Source organism: Vreelandella neptunia, from assembly GCF_000712975.1.
Lineage (GTDB): Bacteria > Pseudomonadota > Gammaproteobacteria > Pseudomonadales > Halomonadaceae > Vreelandella > Vreelandella qaidamensis.
Window position 1 is genome coordinate 164,078 of the sequence record NZ_JHQL01000006.1, and the last position, 15,827, is coordinate 179,904.

Below are 15,827 nucleotides of genomic sequence, written 5' to 3' on the forward strand. Positions count from 1 at the left end.
TCATAAAAAGGGCGGTTATTTAAATTATTTGGGTTCATGACCTGATGCTTCGATAGTGGGTTCACACTCCATTTAAAAAGAGCAACACACATGACACAATTACAACGCTCACAGAGCACTCTTCGTGTACGCCCTTTAAGCGGTCATATCGGTGCCGAAATTGAAGGGTTAGATCTCGCCAGCCTGGTTCTCGATAATCGGGATAACGAAGGTTTTGCCACGCTTAAGTCGCTATTTCTGCAGTACCAGGTAGTTATTTTGCGTAATCAAACTCTCACGCGGGATCAGCATATTGCACTGGGCAAACGCTTTGGCGACCTCCACGTTCACCCTATGGCGAAAGGCCCTGAGGGCTACCCGGAAATTTTTCCCATTGAGGCCGATGCCAACTCGTCTAACGACCCGAAAGCTATTCGCAGCGGTAAGCGTGCGGTTAATGGCGGCCACTGGCACTCGGATGTTTCTTGCGATGTAGAGCCACCGCTGGGAAGTTTGCTGTACCTACGCGATGTGCCTGAATATGGCGGCGATACCCTGTTCAGCAGCGGTTATGCCGCGTATGAAGCACTTTCCCCCGCCTTGCAATCGCTGCTTGAAGGCTTAACCGCCGTTCACTCCGGCGAAGCTACTTATCGCCTCCATTACGGTCATCAAGCGGCTAAAGATCGTAGTCAATTTGGCTTCAAGAACGGCGCGGACTACCCTGAGGCGGTGCATCCTGTGGTGCGCACTCACCCTGAAACCGGGCGCAAAAGCCTGTTTGTCAATCGCGGTTTTACTCGGGAGATTGTTGAGCTTTCCCACACAGAGAGTCAGGCGCTGCTGGAGTTTCTCTATCGCCATCAGGAAACGCCAGAGTTTACCGTGCGCCTAAATTGGACACCCAACAGCCTGGCTATTTGGGATAACCGCTGCACCCAGCACCGGGCCATTTTCGATTACTCCGGGCAGGCACGGCGGGGCGAGCGTGTCACGGTTAAAGGCGACCGCCCATTTTTTACCAAGCCTGAGAACAGTGTAGAATGGGGGTTAGTGGGGTAGTAACAGACAGAGTCACCTAAGACGGTAGGTGAATAGTCAACTTATCGCCTATTAAGAGTGCTATCCATGACATTTTTCACTCTTCTTTACCCAATTTAAAATCAGTGGTTAGTAAAACTAGGTAGGCTTTTTTAATTAAGCTTATATTTATACTAATGTGCGGGCCGACACCGAAGGACTTCGATAGCTGTTGCGTAAGGGTTACACCTATCATAAAACTGGGGTCATCCTACTCGGCCTTCTACCAAAGCCAACTGTTAACTTACACTGACACAAAAATAACAAATAGAGGCCGAAGAAAAGCTCAAAAATCATCTCATGGCCACTGTCGACCAGCTCAATCGAGAGTTAGTACGAGTGACTATACAGCTAGGATTGCTACGAACAGGCAATGCCTGGGCATTTACCGGACTCCTCGGCACGATACCACTCGATGTGAAGCACTGTCGCTTGTACGCTCATCACGCGCACTCAAGTCATCGTTTCTAAATTAGAAAATAGCGCTAAAACCTGCGTCTATTTAGCCTTTTGCGCATATGTAGTAGCTGATAACTTATTTTTAAGCACATATGGTACCAAACAAGCAAAAAGCGGCAGTGCATCCTACCGCAAAAAATTAATTATTATTAGAAACACCTAAATCTTTCGGTCCCAAAGTATTGAGGAACAACATGCCCAAAGAACAAATGAAAACGCATTTTCAGTACCCAAAGAATCTCATCATTAAAGTCGTTTCATTAGAAGATGCTATAAAAATTCAGTATGCCAATGGTCTTGTATGCACACCTGAAAACCTCGAAAAAACTGATATAAGAGATTTCACTTATCATTTACAAGGGATTTTATCAAACTACATCGAAGCATCAATACCAGATAACAGCATCAGTATCGAAAATACATTTTTCATAGCAACAGAAGGAGAAAACCAGAACAAATATATCGGCATGCTATTTTTAAGAAACCAGCCTCACCAAGAAAAATTAACACGAAAACTCGCCCGAATAGCTTACGAAATAACGCATTCCGTCATCACACAAAAAGACATTTTAAGCATCAACTATATCAATCATAAATCACCTGAAGATGAAGAATTTATTAAAGAACACTCTGAAAAATTCATTAATAAAAAAAATGCACGACCTATTAAGCATCCGTTTACCGTATCACCTGAAATAGATAACAAAAAACAGCCAAAAGTGGAAATCCTAGTTAGCGGTCAGTATTGTGCACCAACGTTTGCAACACTTAAACCGACGCCAGTGAAGGGTTATGCTGTACCAGCAGGATATGATGAACACAGCAATACAATCTCTCTTTATAGTATCGATTCAACTAATAAAGTTTCAAGCACACCTTTTATGCTCTCCTCCAGTCATGCTGACCATATCATGACATTAGCTTCTGCAAAAGTTAATAACCACATCTTATACTACACCGGTGAACGTTTGGAAAACCCTAAAGGCCCCACTAAACAAAAGTCATATGTATTGTCTACTCTTTCCATTGCGAGCGAAGACAATCCTTACAAAAACTTTCAGCTGCAATCTAGCTAGCGTTAAACTACTTTTTATTCATATACAAATAAGTGGCAGTCACTATGTAAGCGACTGCCAACTCATACCGGCTTCTAACAATATTGTGTTCATTTTTACCTAGTAGCAGCCCGGCATATTGCTGATACTTCATCTTTCTACCACCCTTTACAACTTCAAATATATCTAGCTGAACACTCGTATCACTTATCTCTTTCAACCCATACGAGTGCAGCATGCGCTTTACGTCATCGCTGCAGTTTTTTCCAGCGATGACATAGTTGGATGGGGACACTTTAAATGCTTTGATAGTAAGAGCGATAACTGCCACGTGCCTCGCTTCACTCATCAGTAGATGCCGGTGCCGTCCAACCTGGCAAGCTAACTCACTGAGTTCTAGTGCCCCATTCGTCGTTAAGATTTCACCATCAATTTTTTTAGCATGCTCAAGCAGGCGATCCCATGCAGCGTCGCTGATAATGCGCAGTAGGCCTAAGGGGTACTCTTGCGATGTTACCCATTGGTCTTTTCCCCGAATTTTGAAGCGCATATTTTTTTCAGCGTCCTTAATAACACCTTCAAGGATAGCAGCATGTACCGGGGACAACCCCAACGCCTCACTCGCTCGTCGCACGTTCTGCCTTAGCGCGCCTAGTCGCAACGCTTTCATCAGTAAATGCGGTGTTGGTTCGTTAAACAAAGAAAGCTCTTGAGGTACCGCAGAAGCCGGCGTGTAAAGTTTAAAATCCAGCGGTTGTAGGGCTTCTTTGAGAATGCTGCTATTTGTCCCTTTAACAGGCGTCAGCTCATCCGCCCATTCTAGAATCAAATGATGATAGTTCAGCAGCCCTGTTGATGGCTGCCGGTGGCCCATCAAACGCGCCAAACCCATCATCAAGCGCCGTGAACAATGATGTTGTTGTCCCATCACCATCTGACGAAGATGAGCGTGATCTACATGCTGAATTATTTTTGTAGCCACAGGCGTACTTAACTGCAGCAGAGAGGCCGCCACTATATTGTAAAACGCATGGCGGGCGTGATGTAGTGATAGTGATGAGCTGCCACTCACGTGACGCAATGCATCTATCTCAGCAGCACTGATGGCTGAAGCACTGAGCGCTATTTCGACGCTACCCTTACGCATCTCACCGAGGAGTGGCGTGGCTGCTTCCCCGCCCAACAGTGCATCATGACGGTTAAAGACGGCATTGATAGTGCGTTGCTCTATTGCGTCGAGAGAAAACAAAAGCGGTACGGCGCGGCGAGAGGCCTCGCTTTTGAGCGTTCGATAACGATTATTCCGAACCAGCACCCAACTGTAGCCATGAGATGTACACCAATCTCGCCGGAGCAATCCCCTCGCTTCATCAAGTCGTAATCCAAAGCGATACGCACATAGCAATACAAACTGAAGTAAACAGGCAATATCGGAGTCTCGTTGGGTTGTCCCTATCTGCTTCAGTGTCTCAAGGTACTCCCGTTCTGAGAGTATTTCAGCACGCACGTGACGCCCTTGCTCTGCGACGGGCAGCTCATCCCAATCAGGCTCTTCAACACCAAGAGAGGCAGCTACGCGGTGAAAAGAGCGCAGGCGATGGCTAAAATAGCTCATATCGCTTAGCTGGTTTTCTTGGTAATCAATCAACCCTGCATAAAAAGCAGTGACCTCTTCACTACCGAGCGTCATCAAATCGACACCGTACGCCAGTTCCTCAAATAGCTTACGCAACGTCCCCCAGTAGCGATGAATGCTACTGCTTTCGAACGGCTTAAAGCGCTTTCCCGCTTTTCCCTTGCCCCTTCGGATAACCGCCGCGATCCAGATGACCAACAGCATGATGGCGCTACTAACCTTACCATTTCGCTGTGTGACCAGTTGCTCCAGTGATTTTGCCGTTATTTTAGCCTGCGCCTTGGTGTAGCCATCCAAGATTTGCTTCACCTCTTTAAAAAGAAGTACCGCCTGTTGCTGCAGCTCGTGTTTATCGCCATTAGCTCGTAATAGCGCTGGCAACGCTGTCGAGAGCTCCAAATCCTCAGTGTTGACTGCTGAAGGTGGGAATATCAGCGATTTGCCGTGCACCATACGAATGTGCGCTTGCATAGGGAGGCTGGTGGCCACTATCCGCCCTGCTAACGCGCCAGCCACTACGCCCGGTAATCTCAGAAGATTGGCTTGATCGACAATAGCGGCCGCCTGCCTAAGTATCTGCTGGATCGTTATACACTCTTGACTCTCACAGCACTGAATCAACGCCTCAGGCAAAGGCGGCGCTTGTTTTGGGATCGTCCAAGTATCGTCGAGCGCTTTGGTAGATGTTAGGCGTTGGCCGTAAGTTAGTAGTGATGCCACATGATATGACACTGTGTGGCGCTGCACGGGGGCTTGCCAGCTGGTGCTATTTAACTGTTCGCTATACTCCAAGTAATAGGTTTTACGGTGATATAACAGCCGAAAGTTGTCCCCTTGGCACACATCCTTCAGCAGGCGCATATAACAAATACGTTTTTCAATACACAAAAGTAACGCACCGAGCGCTAATGCCTGGCGTTTAGAACAGTGGGTTCGGGTGGCGTATGGACGCATAGTCGATGCCCAATGCGTCAATTGAGTCATTAATGCAGAGTAAGCGGGAGCGTGCTCATGAATCAGCGTTTTTTCCGGCAACATCGGAATGTAACGGCGCTGAAACGCATGGCGATGCGGTGACTCATGCCGCTCTAGCAAGCGTGTCAGCACACTAAACCGTAAGGCTGCAGAGGGGTAAGGCGTTTTTCCCTGCTGAAGCAACATTTGCCGCCCCAGTTGCTTAATCTCATCAGCGGACAGCGTGGCCATATCACGCCCTTTTAGAAACAACTCAATATCGTTAAGCGCTGCTCTGATAGCGTTTCGTGTTGCCAAGCGACGATTTTTTTCGCGTAGCCGCTGCCCAAATGCCCGGGAAGATGTCGCTGAATCACGCAAGCTGCTCACGGCAGCTACTGGCAAGGAGGCAGGTGGTGCTAGCAAATCAAACGATAGTCGCTCAAAGAGTTCGTTGACCTCTTTACGGTAAGCCTTCCAATCGTCCATCCAACACCGGGCCGAGGTGTCGCCATAGGTGGCGACACTTTTTTCCGCATGCCCCAGCCAACCATCCACAACTTCGTTATCGACGCCTAATAAGGGTAATTGCTGTGCTAGTCGGTGACGGAAAAGATTGGGGGGTAGTGGCCAGTCGAATAAGGTGGCACCTGGTAGATCAGTCGCTGGCATAGAGTGCCAATTGAGCGACTCATCAAGTAAAAAGAACAGGGGCTGTTCAGCCTTCGCCGGCAATTCTAATAGCGTGTTTATTCGCGATGATATTACAGGATGGGTGCTCAACAAATGCTCGGCGAGACGCTGGAGGTACGAGAGGTAAGCCTCGACAAACTTAATCGCCTTATCGGCCAATGGCACCATACGACCATTCCGCACACCGCTGCCTTCCGCTTTATCATTAATAAACACAGCAGGGAGGTCGTGATTAAAAAACCGTGTGCTTTCAAAAGGGTCTTTAAGGTACCTACTCCCCGTTGCCGCATAGAGAGCCATGACACAGTAGCTGGTCCACTGATTATGTAGACGCACCAGATCATTGCCGTTTAACGTTTCTTTGAGCTGCTGAGTCGCTTCGCTAATCGCCCTATTGAGCTGGGCTTCAAGCGGTACCAACAAGCTGCCTTGATTCGTCGATTGTAACGTTTCGGCGCCGTGGAACTGATAAGGTAAAGCAAGTCCTTGCTCAATCGCCTCGATATCCCAGCTAGCATAGCTACACGCACCAGGTAAGGCGCTATTGGGGTGAGCCGTTAACATCCTCGCGAAATGGTGATTGCCTGACGCATCAAAAACAGATTGGCCCCATACCTCAGCCAGCTTACCGCTGGTAACGCGTGGGCATGCAATGCTCATGCGTTCATTGAACCACACCTCAATTTTTTGGGCTGGCGATACGCTCTGCCACAGTTCTGCCAGTGACGCTTGGGTGGTTAATGGCTGACTACTGATTACAAGCGTCTCTCTTACTTCGGGGATTAGCCCAATACACTGCTTTTCGTGAACAGCTGCCACATAAGCTTGTGCGGCAATATTAGGTTTCCAGGCATTACGTCGACGCGGAGACAGGCGATGCATTTGCTTGAGGTTTGATGCTAAAGACCATTCCCCATGGGTCTCGTCTCCAATGCCCATGGCAAGTACTTGGCTGAGCGAGCGGGAAAAACGTATCGCGAGCCACACTAACGCTCCGCCCAATCGCTCTCGCTGATCAGTATGCTTGAGCTGCTGAGCAATCCATTGCTCAATCAGTAAACGCTCAGGCGGCAAAAGCTTGGAACAGCTCCACGGCAGGTAATGGGACGTTTCCGCTTGTTGTTGATAAAAGCTACGCCCTGTCAGCTCTTGTTGAGCCTGCGTATCCGTTGCATCAACCGGCAGTAAGTAAATCGCCTCATCAGCCTCTTCATCTAGCCAACCATCTGGGCTTGGACATACTTCTATGAACTGTTCAGATGACTCATCAAGGCTTATTAACTGTGTCGGCTCAGAAATGGGTGCAGATAACTCAGCATGCACAAAAGGCTGCGGAGGGAAATCGCGCTGAGTGGTGAAAGGTTTTGTATCACCACTGGCAATCTCGATGATGGCATTGATGAATGCGGTGCCACTTTTACCAAATGTATGGCTTTGCTTGTACTGCTTAGCAGCCAAAGACAACGCGTCAGTAAAACGTTCAAATGTCCAAGTATCAGGTGTCAGGTAACGTCGGGCACGGCGCAAGACATCATCAACGAGTTGCCACTGCGCTTGATAGCGGTCTGCAATCAAAAAGCGCGCTGCGGTACTGATATTTCGATCCGCTAAGCAATGCTCTTTCACTACCCGATTCGCCGCCTGCGCGACCAACCACAAGCGTAGCGCACGCCTTAACACGTATTCAGATGATTGCTCCGCCCCAGGCAGCGGGTAAGTAATTAACGTTATAAGAAACGTTTGTTCTTTAAGGCTGCCTTTATATGTTTGTTTCGTTTTTGTAGCGTCTCCTGCATGAAGAAATGCAGGATACTGACGGTTGATCAAGGAGTCTTGACGAATGGCTTTCGCCAGATCATCTAGCGAGGCAAGGGTGGGATTTTGCCGCCATCGAGTCAGAATGTCTTTTGATTCAGGATGGTGAAATTCATTAACCAGGTTGCCAATCGCGACGACCTGGTGATCCAATCCAAGCGTCCAAAAAGCCAGTTCCAGAGCATCACTAAGATCATGCTGGGCAGCCCATTGGCATATATCGCGATAGGGGTGGCCAAAGCGCGCTATTTGCTTACCAGTGCTTATATCGTCTCTTTGGACCGCGAACGTATGCTCTACCATTACGACTTATTCATTCTTATATAGACAGTTACTATATATCTAAAAAACATATAAATAATAGTGATAGCTACTAATATCTATTGATACCAAGCACTAGTAGCCAAAGTAGTCGCGCACCAGAGCTGTCACCCTGACATTTTTGATTATTCGTATGACTAGAGACGGTGTGGCCACCAGCCAAACAAATTCTGCCTTGCTAAACTTCGTGAACAGATGTTGCATGCCCAGGCAACATTTAACGTTATATGCACGGCAGACCAGAGACTTCCTGAGTGGCGTGGTTCACAAGTGGTGGCAAAACATTTTTAGGGCATCAACTAGCGGTGCACCCAAATAGCTTTGGCCACTTTGAGGGAAACAGTTGCTTAACTCTAAGTAGGTATCGTGGGCAAAAGGCAACTATCACTGCTCACTGGTAATTGACGAGTTTGATGCCACAACCGTCCAAAGTGCACATGGGTCCAACAGGCGTTTCAGCACCCAAGCGCTAGGCAGCCTCAGAAGGTAGTCATCGGAATAGCCTATCCCATGCGAAGCCTATTTTGGGATAGGGTTTAACACCCATAAATCAGCAGGGGCCCAGTTTCCGATAGAGAAGTTATCTTGCACGCTGAAGTGGCGCGATAACGATTTCCCAAAGCATTTCTGCTGCCCCTCCCTGAGATAGCTTCTGATGTTGACGCCCCTGGAAAGCCATTCCCATGCTCGTTAGGTAAAGGGCTTGGTCGTCTGCTTGCACCGAAAGAGCCTCGTTAAAGGAGTTACTGCTGAAAGAGTCACCACCCTGACTGTAATAGATCCCTGCTCCCATTTGCCCTCCAACATACACTGTCGCCGTCGCGACGCTCTCACCATCTTTGTAGATGGTCGCAAAAAACCGATTAGCATCAATTCGACGAAATACACCTTCGTAGCCTGGGTTCCGTGCTTGGAGCTCATTCAGAGAGTTTTCGAAAAAGCGCGCAATGTATTCAAAAGTGTCGATTTGGAAACGGTCTTTGTCCAGCTGAGTAAAGGTCTTAGCGACTCGAAGGTTGCTCGAACGCGGGCCGGCAACTACAGTCTGCTGGGTATGCATCAAAGCCCCAACATCCACGCGTTCGGCGCTTGATTGAGTGCTTCGCCACCTTTCAGCCGCTTTGCGAACCTCCTTCACGACCTGTAACAATGCTTCGTCCCTATCCGGCCAGAGAGTGACCGGCTTTCCATCCTGGGGGGTGCCAAGCAGTTTTCCAAATGGGGCGTGGTGCCAATCGCATGCTCGCAAAATCACTGGAATGACAATTGCCTCCTTAGCGTTGTGTCGCTCCATGGCACGCGCCATCTCTATGTTGTAGCAATAGTCGGAAGCAATGAAATCAGGACTCACTAACAGCAAAATTATCTCATCGCTGTTGATATGTTCATCAATGGCTGCGTCGATCTCCTGACCAGCATCAATTCTTCGATCGTGCCAGCTGTCGATAACACCTTGACGCTTGAGCATCGCTAGCTGCTTTTCTAGCTGATCTCTCAGCACCTCGTCAGCGTGACAGTATGAGAAAAAAACGTTTGGCAAAATGAGTACTCCAAGCCTATAAGACCTGACTGATCTTACGACTTTTTCATCTCTTAAAGAAAAATTATATTTAGCATTTCGGCAAGAGGTTATCCGTCCTATCTATGGCATGCACACAATTCGGCGCAAAGCAGCCAGTGATAATAAACGACCTATTTGCACTGTGAGACCCGGTTAGCGTTCATGATGGGAGCATTTGCGTTGATGCAGCAAGTGACGCATAGCACATACAATATGGTTATACCGCTCTACTTTTAAGTTGAAATTTTGTTCGAATCAGGCATATCCGAGCAGAGTGTTTATTTCATCATTTCATTTGCTGGCTGACGTCCAATTGGATGTCCTTCTACTGCGATCGCGTTCCTTCTGCCGGAAGCGCTTCACATAGTCGGCGGAGGCCATCTCGTCCACCCTTAGCTCCAGTGCGCAGTTAATCAAGGAGGCCATGGTATTGTCCGTGATCTTCAAGTCACTGGGCAGCCGCCCAAACACCTGAGCACTGCTTTCTTCGATGGCAGCGAGGAAGGCCCTGAGAAAATCACCTTTTGACGATCTAGAGCTCTCCGTGGCCGCCTTGGTTAGCGGATCAGTAGCTTCAATATCTGCGTCGCTAGCATCCTGGGCTAGTTCGTCCATGAAGTCGCTTAGTGATGGCCAATATTTTAGGTCATATTGATAATGTAAGCGGCTAAGCTTATCCCCAATCTCCATTCCAAACAAAGGGTTGTGTTCAGAGGCTTCTTCGATTACTTCGCAGACATGATAATGGGTATTGCTGGCGAAGCCGGAATGATTATGGAGCACGCTGCGCTCATCCAGCAGCGTCGAGAGTTCCATAGCTTTGTCCGCAATCTGCCGATTGACCTCAATGAGACGATATCGACTAGCACGGGCGGCCTTCATGTCTTCCGGTTTCCAAAATGCGGCTGTACTCAAAAGCTTGGCGAGAAATTCCTGCAGTGCATGAGGGTGATGGCCGAGCTTACGGTGCAGTTCCAGATAGGCGCTTTCCAGCTCGTGGCCTCTGTTCAACAGTCTATCAATCACTCTGTTCTCACTCGGCAAACACTGATGCTCCAAATTGTATTGTTTACCCTTTCGCAGAATGTCTTCGCAAACGGCTAGGGGAGAGGCTGGCGGCTTGAGGTGAGTCATGTGCTTATCTCCGTGAAGTTTGAAAGATAGCTTACCGGCCTTCTCTCAGGCTGTCGGTACCCGAAACCGTTTATTTCTAGTGAGCTTTAGGTACCTGTTGCCACAACCATATCTAATTTTAGTAAGCACTCTCAAGGCGTACAAAATATGGCAGGCTTGAGGCCACTGAGGCCTCCCACTAAACGCGAAGGTCTGAAACGATTTAAGGAAGGGCTAGCGGGATAAAATTTATTTAGGGAGCGAAAATAGCCCTTTTCCTCACCAGGGCTTGGGGTATCACATTGGTATAGAAGCATGCTATTGCTGGGGTAACCGCTTATGACCATTTCTGGGATGGGGCGCAGGTGATGTGTTGATTACACAGTCGTGATAACAATGGATTAATTAAAAACCGATCCACAGGGGGCGCTACATCAGTGTATCTAGCAAAACTGAAAATAACGAACTTCAGAAAATTGCAATCTGTTGACCTTGAGTTTCAGCCCGGGCTGAACGTCCTGGTCGGCTCTAATAACATTGGCAAGACCGCTATTGTTGATGCATTGCGCGCGCTACTTGCAGGATACGACGAGCCATACCCGCGCTTTGACAACGACGATATGCATCGACCAAAGGGCGGCGATGCGGCAGGTGACATCCAATTTAAGTACGTCTTCCAGGATTTGGACGTAGACGACGAAGCCGACTTTCTGGCAGCACTGAAGCCGGACGAAGATGGCAGGTTTGAAGCTCACATTAACATCCGTTATTCAGAAGCTGACAAGATTGGCAGGCTGCGAGTAAGGCGTTGGTGTGGAGACCATGAAGAGATAGGCCTGACCGCAGATATGATCGAGAACCTTCGCGGTGTCTACCTGCCACCTCTTAGAGATGCATCACAGGGTCTCAAGCCCAATCGCCATAGCAAGCTGGCTCGACTATTTCAGCTCCTAGCCGATGATGAAGGTCGTGATGGAATTAATGAAGCACTTAAACTGCTCGATGAAGAGCTAAGGGGCCACGATCCCATTATTACCGCTCACTCGGCCATCACAAGTCGGCATGACACGATGCTAGGGTCTCAGCTAGCCCAAGTGTTGGATTTGGGATTGAGCGGAAGCGATTTTCAGAAGCTGGCATCACGCCTGTCGTTAGTGGTGGACGACTTCGAAATTGAACAGAACGGCCTTGGATTTAACAATCTGATTTACATGGCGGTGGTTCTCTGTGAGCTGGCCAGGAACGCTGACGCGAGTTACCGAGGCCTGATCATTGAGGAGCCTGAGGCACACTTGCATCCGCAGTTGCAGGCGGTGTTGCTAGATTACCTGGAATCGATTCAAGATGGGGAGGGTGAGAAGCCCGTTCAGTTGTTTGTTTCTAGCCATTCCCCCAACTTCGCCAGCATTGCTAATCTCGACAGCCTCACCTGTCTGGTCGAAACAGCCACTGGCGTGGAGACTTTCTTCCCACGCACCATCCAATTCGAAAGGGGAAAAAGAGAAAAGCTCGAACGCTACCTTGATGTGACCCGTGCTGAGCTGTTTTTTGCCCGTCGTATCATCTTCGTTGAAGGCGCGGCCGAGTTGATGCTGGTCAATGTCCTCGCGGAAATGTGTGGCTATAACCTGCGCAAGCACGGCGTCAGCCTGATCAGTGTCGAAGGACTCAATTTTGACTCTTTTTTGCCTCTGTTTGGCGAGGAAGCCCTGAAAATTCCAGTATCCGTGATCACCGACGCGGATCCAGTAAGTGAAGCGGATGAAATCGGAGAAACGGTGGCTGTTTATCCCACGTTCGACGAGGAAATTAGGGTTTCAGACAATACCGCCAGGATGAAGAAAAACGAGGATTCCCTCGTTAAGGTTTTCTGCGGTCTCAAAACTCTCGAATATGATCTGGCGTTGGTTGACGTTAATCGCACCGCAATGCTGGCTGCACTTAGAAATATGCACCCGAGAATCGCGCAAGACCTCCAGACTAAGGTCGAAGAGGAAGAAGGCGATGCAGACAAAGCACGGACCCTATTCAGCGGCATGTTTGAGCGCAAACAAAATAATGTGCAGAAGGGGCGCTTTGGCCAGTCACTTGCGCAAGTTATTGCCGAAGGCAACGCTTTTGTAGTGCCAGACTACATCCAGAATGCGATTTCTCATGCCTGTCAAACAGTGGAGGCCAAGTAGTGAACTACCCTTCCGAAGAGCAGACACAGGTTATAGATGCCTCAGTAGAGCCCTTGTCAGTAATTGCCTGTGCTGGCAGCGGCAAGACATTCACTGCCGTGCGACGTCTGGCCAATATTCGTCAAAAACTTGGTAATCATCGTGGTCGTGTGGCACTCCTGTCCTTCTCCAATGTCGCTGTAGATACTTTCCAAAAGGAATATCAAGATCTGGGGCTCAGCAGCAACGTCAACAACCGCGTGGACATAGATACGCTGGATACTTTCATCACCATAAACGTGTTGCGCCCTCATGCCTATCGGACGATGGGCGCGCAACAGACGGCTTTCCTTGTGACCGGTGGAGAAGCATTTCTGAAAGGATTCACCTTTCAAACGGATCCTTACCCGCGCGCTATCAATGAAATGCAGGTCGGTATTGACGCTGGAGGTGTCTACTTCTGCTACTCGGATATTAAAAGTGAAATGCACAGGCTCAATACTGCCCAAGCTGCAGACGTGGTGCATCGCCTTGGGCGGATCGGTGCCTACACACACAACCTCGGGCGTTACTGGTGCTATCGCACGTTAGCAGATCAACCTGGGATTCTGCGTGCTCTGGTTCGCCGTTATCCGCATATCCTGATTGACGAGGCTCAGGATATCGGAACGGTTCATCAGGTCATCATCGAGCAGCTAGTGAGTGCTGGTTGTCAGGTCTCACTGATAGGTGATCCAAATCAGGGTATTTATGAATTTGCCAGTGCTGATGGGGCGTTCTTGTCAAAGTACTGGCAACGTGACGGCGTAAATAGCCTCGAATTGAAGAGAAACTTCCGGTCCGTGCCACCAATCCTTGATCTGGCCAACCATCTGGCCGGACGAACCGATGCCGCAGATAGGGAAGCGCCTGATACAGTCCATGGTCCCTTCTTTGTAGCTTACGGTAAGAATGACAGAGAGCAACTCATTGTTTCGTTTCAGAGAGCAGTGGAGGCCGCTGGCCTTAGGCTGGAGCGTTCGGCGGTACTCTGCCGCGGACGCAAACAGGCAGATAAACTGGCTGGCAACAAAGGGGCCCCAGGCTGGGGCATCGTCAAACGGTTTACACAGGCTGCAATTCTGCGCGAGCGTTTTAAAGACTATCAAGGTGCATTCAAGCTGGTGGCTATCGGTATCGTCAACCTGCTCGTTGATGCTCCAAATGGGATGTTGGCTAAGCTCACATCCCAACGTGAGGATCAGGCGTTACGTCGGCTCATCTGGGCTTTTACTCGTAATCCTGATTCGGGACTGCCCGGTGTATCGCTCACAGGAAAAGCGCAGTGGCACCCCCTATTACTTAATAGAGTCAAAACTTTGCTGGCTCAAATTAATAAAGATTGTGGTCTGACGAGCGTTAATAAGCTTGGTAGCAAGCTCACTACAAGAGATTTGCCTGATGGACCGTTACTATCTGCCGCTGACCTGAATGGGAATAATGACCGACCCCGCATTCGCGTTGACACAGTTCATCAGGCGAAGGGAGAAAGTCTGGATGCAGTGTTGTATTTGACAAATAAGGAACATGCCGAAGGCTTAATGAACGGCGTGGATACAGAGATTGGGCGTATTGGCTATGTTGCGGTAACCCGTGCCCGGAACCTGTTTTGGCTTGGTGTGCCAGCCAGTGCGTTAGTTGATTTACGGCCAGGATTACTCGATCTTGGCTTTCAGGAAACTGAGGCATAAGGACATCTACGTTCGACCTATCTCATCAGCTTGACTGTGCCCTGTGATTGGCCCGAAGGTCACTTCCTTTCAAGGAATTTCCCCAAGTTTTGTGCCAACTATAAGCTCCCTCATGTGCTCTTAAATGACACTACCTCCACGAACGCAACCCAGAAAAAACCCTTCCGAATGATGATTTTAGAGCATTAAACGTAATTTTAGGACATATAATATGTCCCTATTTCATCAGTCTCATAACCGTCATCGGTTCAAATCCGGTCCCCGCTACCAATATTTTGAAAGGCAGATCAGTTACTTACTGATCTGCCTTTTTTGTGTTTGTTTGTTGGCTAATTCCCCGCGACACATTTGTGACGTGCATGTAACACATTAGCTTTCTCTATTTTATCAACAATTTCTTCTAACGACCGTCAGGCGATTTATTCCCCACCCCATTTTATTCCCCACCCCATTCATTTTTCTTTTTTGCCCTACAGCTGCGCCGATGGCGTGCCTGTTGATCACTAAACTATGCACCAGCCTCAAAATAACTATGCACCAGCCTCAGAATAATTGGCTATTTTAATAATAGAAGCTGTGGGATTAATCCAGCCGACGTCTTTCACTGAACCGTCGTCCGCAGCAAAGCGCTGAGCCTTTCATTCCTCAAGCGTCTTGTGGCTGTTAAAGATAACGCTCTCTTCTAGCCATAAACACACTCCATCATCAAAAGAGATAAATAGTGCTATGCAATGTCCAGACATCCGTCGCCCCCTACTCATCGCGACACTACTACTAGTGAGCACTGTCGCAGTCAGTAACGAAAAATCGCACTCGTATGAGGTGTGTATGCAGCAAGCCATTAGCACGCTCGATATGGTCACCTGCATATCGAACGAATATGAGCATCAAGATCAGAGGCTCAATGATAACTACCAGCAGCTTCGTCGCCAGTTGGGCAGTGAACGGCGCGACCAGTTGCTCACCGCCCAACGGGCATGGATTACATACAAAGAAGCTAATTGTGGTTTCTATGCCGACCCAGAAGGAGGAACAATGGCACGCATCAGCGCCAATTCATGCTTGCTCAACGAAACCACCCAACGAGCGGATGAACTGGAAAATTTGATGCGCCCCTAACAAGCCAGACTTACCTAGGCCTCTTCTTCAAATCTTAAGTAATTCATTAAACGTACTTTTTCTATGCCACACCTAACAATGTGAGGGCATAAAGATCGTTCTAGTGGTTACCAATAACTTTATACAAACCAATCACACTTTTTCATCGCT

At 48.5% G+C, this 15,827-nt stretch carries 8 protein-coding genes; 5 read left to right on the top strand and 3 right to left on the bottom strand.

The window, feature by feature from the left end; translation table 11 throughout:
- Nucleotides 1–90: 90 nt before the first annotated feature.
- Both CR46_RS0116505 and CR46_RS0116510 read left to right on the top strand, forming a co-directional pair.
- Entirely contained in the window at nucleotides 91–1,041 is a 951-nt protein-coding gene (locus CR46_RS0116505; RefSeq protein ID WP_051690204.1) for a TauD/TfdA dioxygenase family protein, read from the top strand.
- 671 nt (nucleotides 1,042–1,712) lie between these two features.
- Nucleotides 1,713–2,594: a hypothetical protein gene (locus CR46_RS0116510; RefSeq protein ID WP_030074519.1), complete on the top strand. Its 882-nt coding sequence runs from the start codon at nucleotides 1,713–1,715 to the stop codon at nucleotides 2,592–2,594.
- A gap of 7 nt (nucleotides 2,595–2,601) precedes the next feature.
- Here the strand turns inward: CR46_RS0116510 and CR46_RS0116515 are convergent, their stop codons facing one another.
- The 3 genes from CR46_RS0116515 to CR46_RS0116525 all read right to left on the bottom strand — a co-directional run bounded on the left by CR46_RS0116515 (nucleotide 2,602) and on the right by CR46_RS0116525 (nucleotide 10,687).
- Nucleotides 2,602–7,974 carry a hypothetical protein gene (locus CR46_RS0116515; RefSeq protein WP_030074521.1) on the bottom strand — a complete coding sequence of 1,791 codons (5,373 nt, stop codon included), beginning with the start codon at nucleotides 7,972–7,974 and terminating at the stop codon, nucleotides 2,602–2,604.
- A gap of 598 nt (nucleotides 7,975–8,572) precedes the next feature.
- Complete coding sequence (locus CR46_RS0116520; protein ID WP_030074523.1) at nucleotides 8,573–9,532, bottom strand: toll/interleukin-1 receptor domain-containing protein; 960 nt, start codon at nucleotides 9,530–9,532, stop codon at nucleotides 8,573–8,575.
- A 312-nt stretch (nucleotides 9,533–9,844) separates the two neighbouring features.
- On the bottom strand, nucleotides 9,845–10,687 hold the full coding sequence (locus CR46_RS0116525; protein WP_030074525.1) for a hypothetical protein: 843 nt from the start codon (nucleotides 10,685–10,687) through the stop codon (nucleotides 9,845–9,847).
- Between the two features lie 416 nt (nucleotides 10,688–11,103).
- Here CR46_RS0116525 and CR46_RS0116530 point away from each other — a divergent pair, with 416 nt between their 5' ends.
- From CR46_RS0116530 to CR46_RS0116540, 3 genes are all read left to right on the top strand, one after another.
- Nucleotides 11,104–12,849 (top strand): ATP-dependent nuclease, encoded by a 1,746-nt coding sequence (locus CR46_RS0116530; protein WP_030074527.1) that lies wholly within the window; start codon nucleotides 11,104–11,106, stop codon nucleotides 12,847–12,849.
- Nucleotides 12,849–14,558 carry an ATP-dependent helicase gene (locus tag CR46_RS0116535; protein ID WP_030074529.1) on the top strand — a complete coding sequence of 570 codons (1,710 nt, stop codon included), beginning with the start codon at nucleotides 12,849–12,851 and terminating at the stop codon, nucleotides 14,556–14,558. Before CR46_RS0116530 ends, CR46_RS0116535 begins: the two co-directional genes overlap by 1 nt.
- Before the next feature lie 828 nt (nucleotides 14,559–15,386).
- Entirely contained in the window at nucleotides 15,387–15,677 is a 291-nt protein-coding gene (locus CR46_RS0116540) for a lysozyme inhibitor LprI family protein (protein WP_051690205.1), read from the top strand.
- The last annotated feature ends 150 nt before the right edge of the window (nucleotides 15,678–15,827 follow it).

Coding starts and splice junctions, on each gene's coding strand:
- CR46_RS0116525 (WP_030074525.1), bottom strand. CDS start 10,687: ATGACTCACCTCAAGCCGCCAGCCTCTCCCCTAGCCGTTTGCGAAGAC.
- CR46_RS0116510 (WP_030074519.1), top strand. CDS start 1,713: ATGCCCAAAGAACAAATGAAAACGCATTTTCAGTACCCAAAGAATCTC.
- CR46_RS0116540 (WP_051690205.1), top strand. CDS start 15,387: ATGCAGCAAGCCATTAGCACGCTCGATATGGTCACCTGCATATCGAAC.
- CR46_RS0116515 (WP_030074521.1), bottom strand. CDS start 7,974: ATGGTAGAGCATACGTTCGCGGTCCAAAGAGACGATATAAGCACTGGT.
- CR46_RS0116505 (WP_051690204.1), top strand. CDS start 91: ATGACACAATTACAACGCTCACAGAGCACTCTTCGTGTACGCCCTTTA.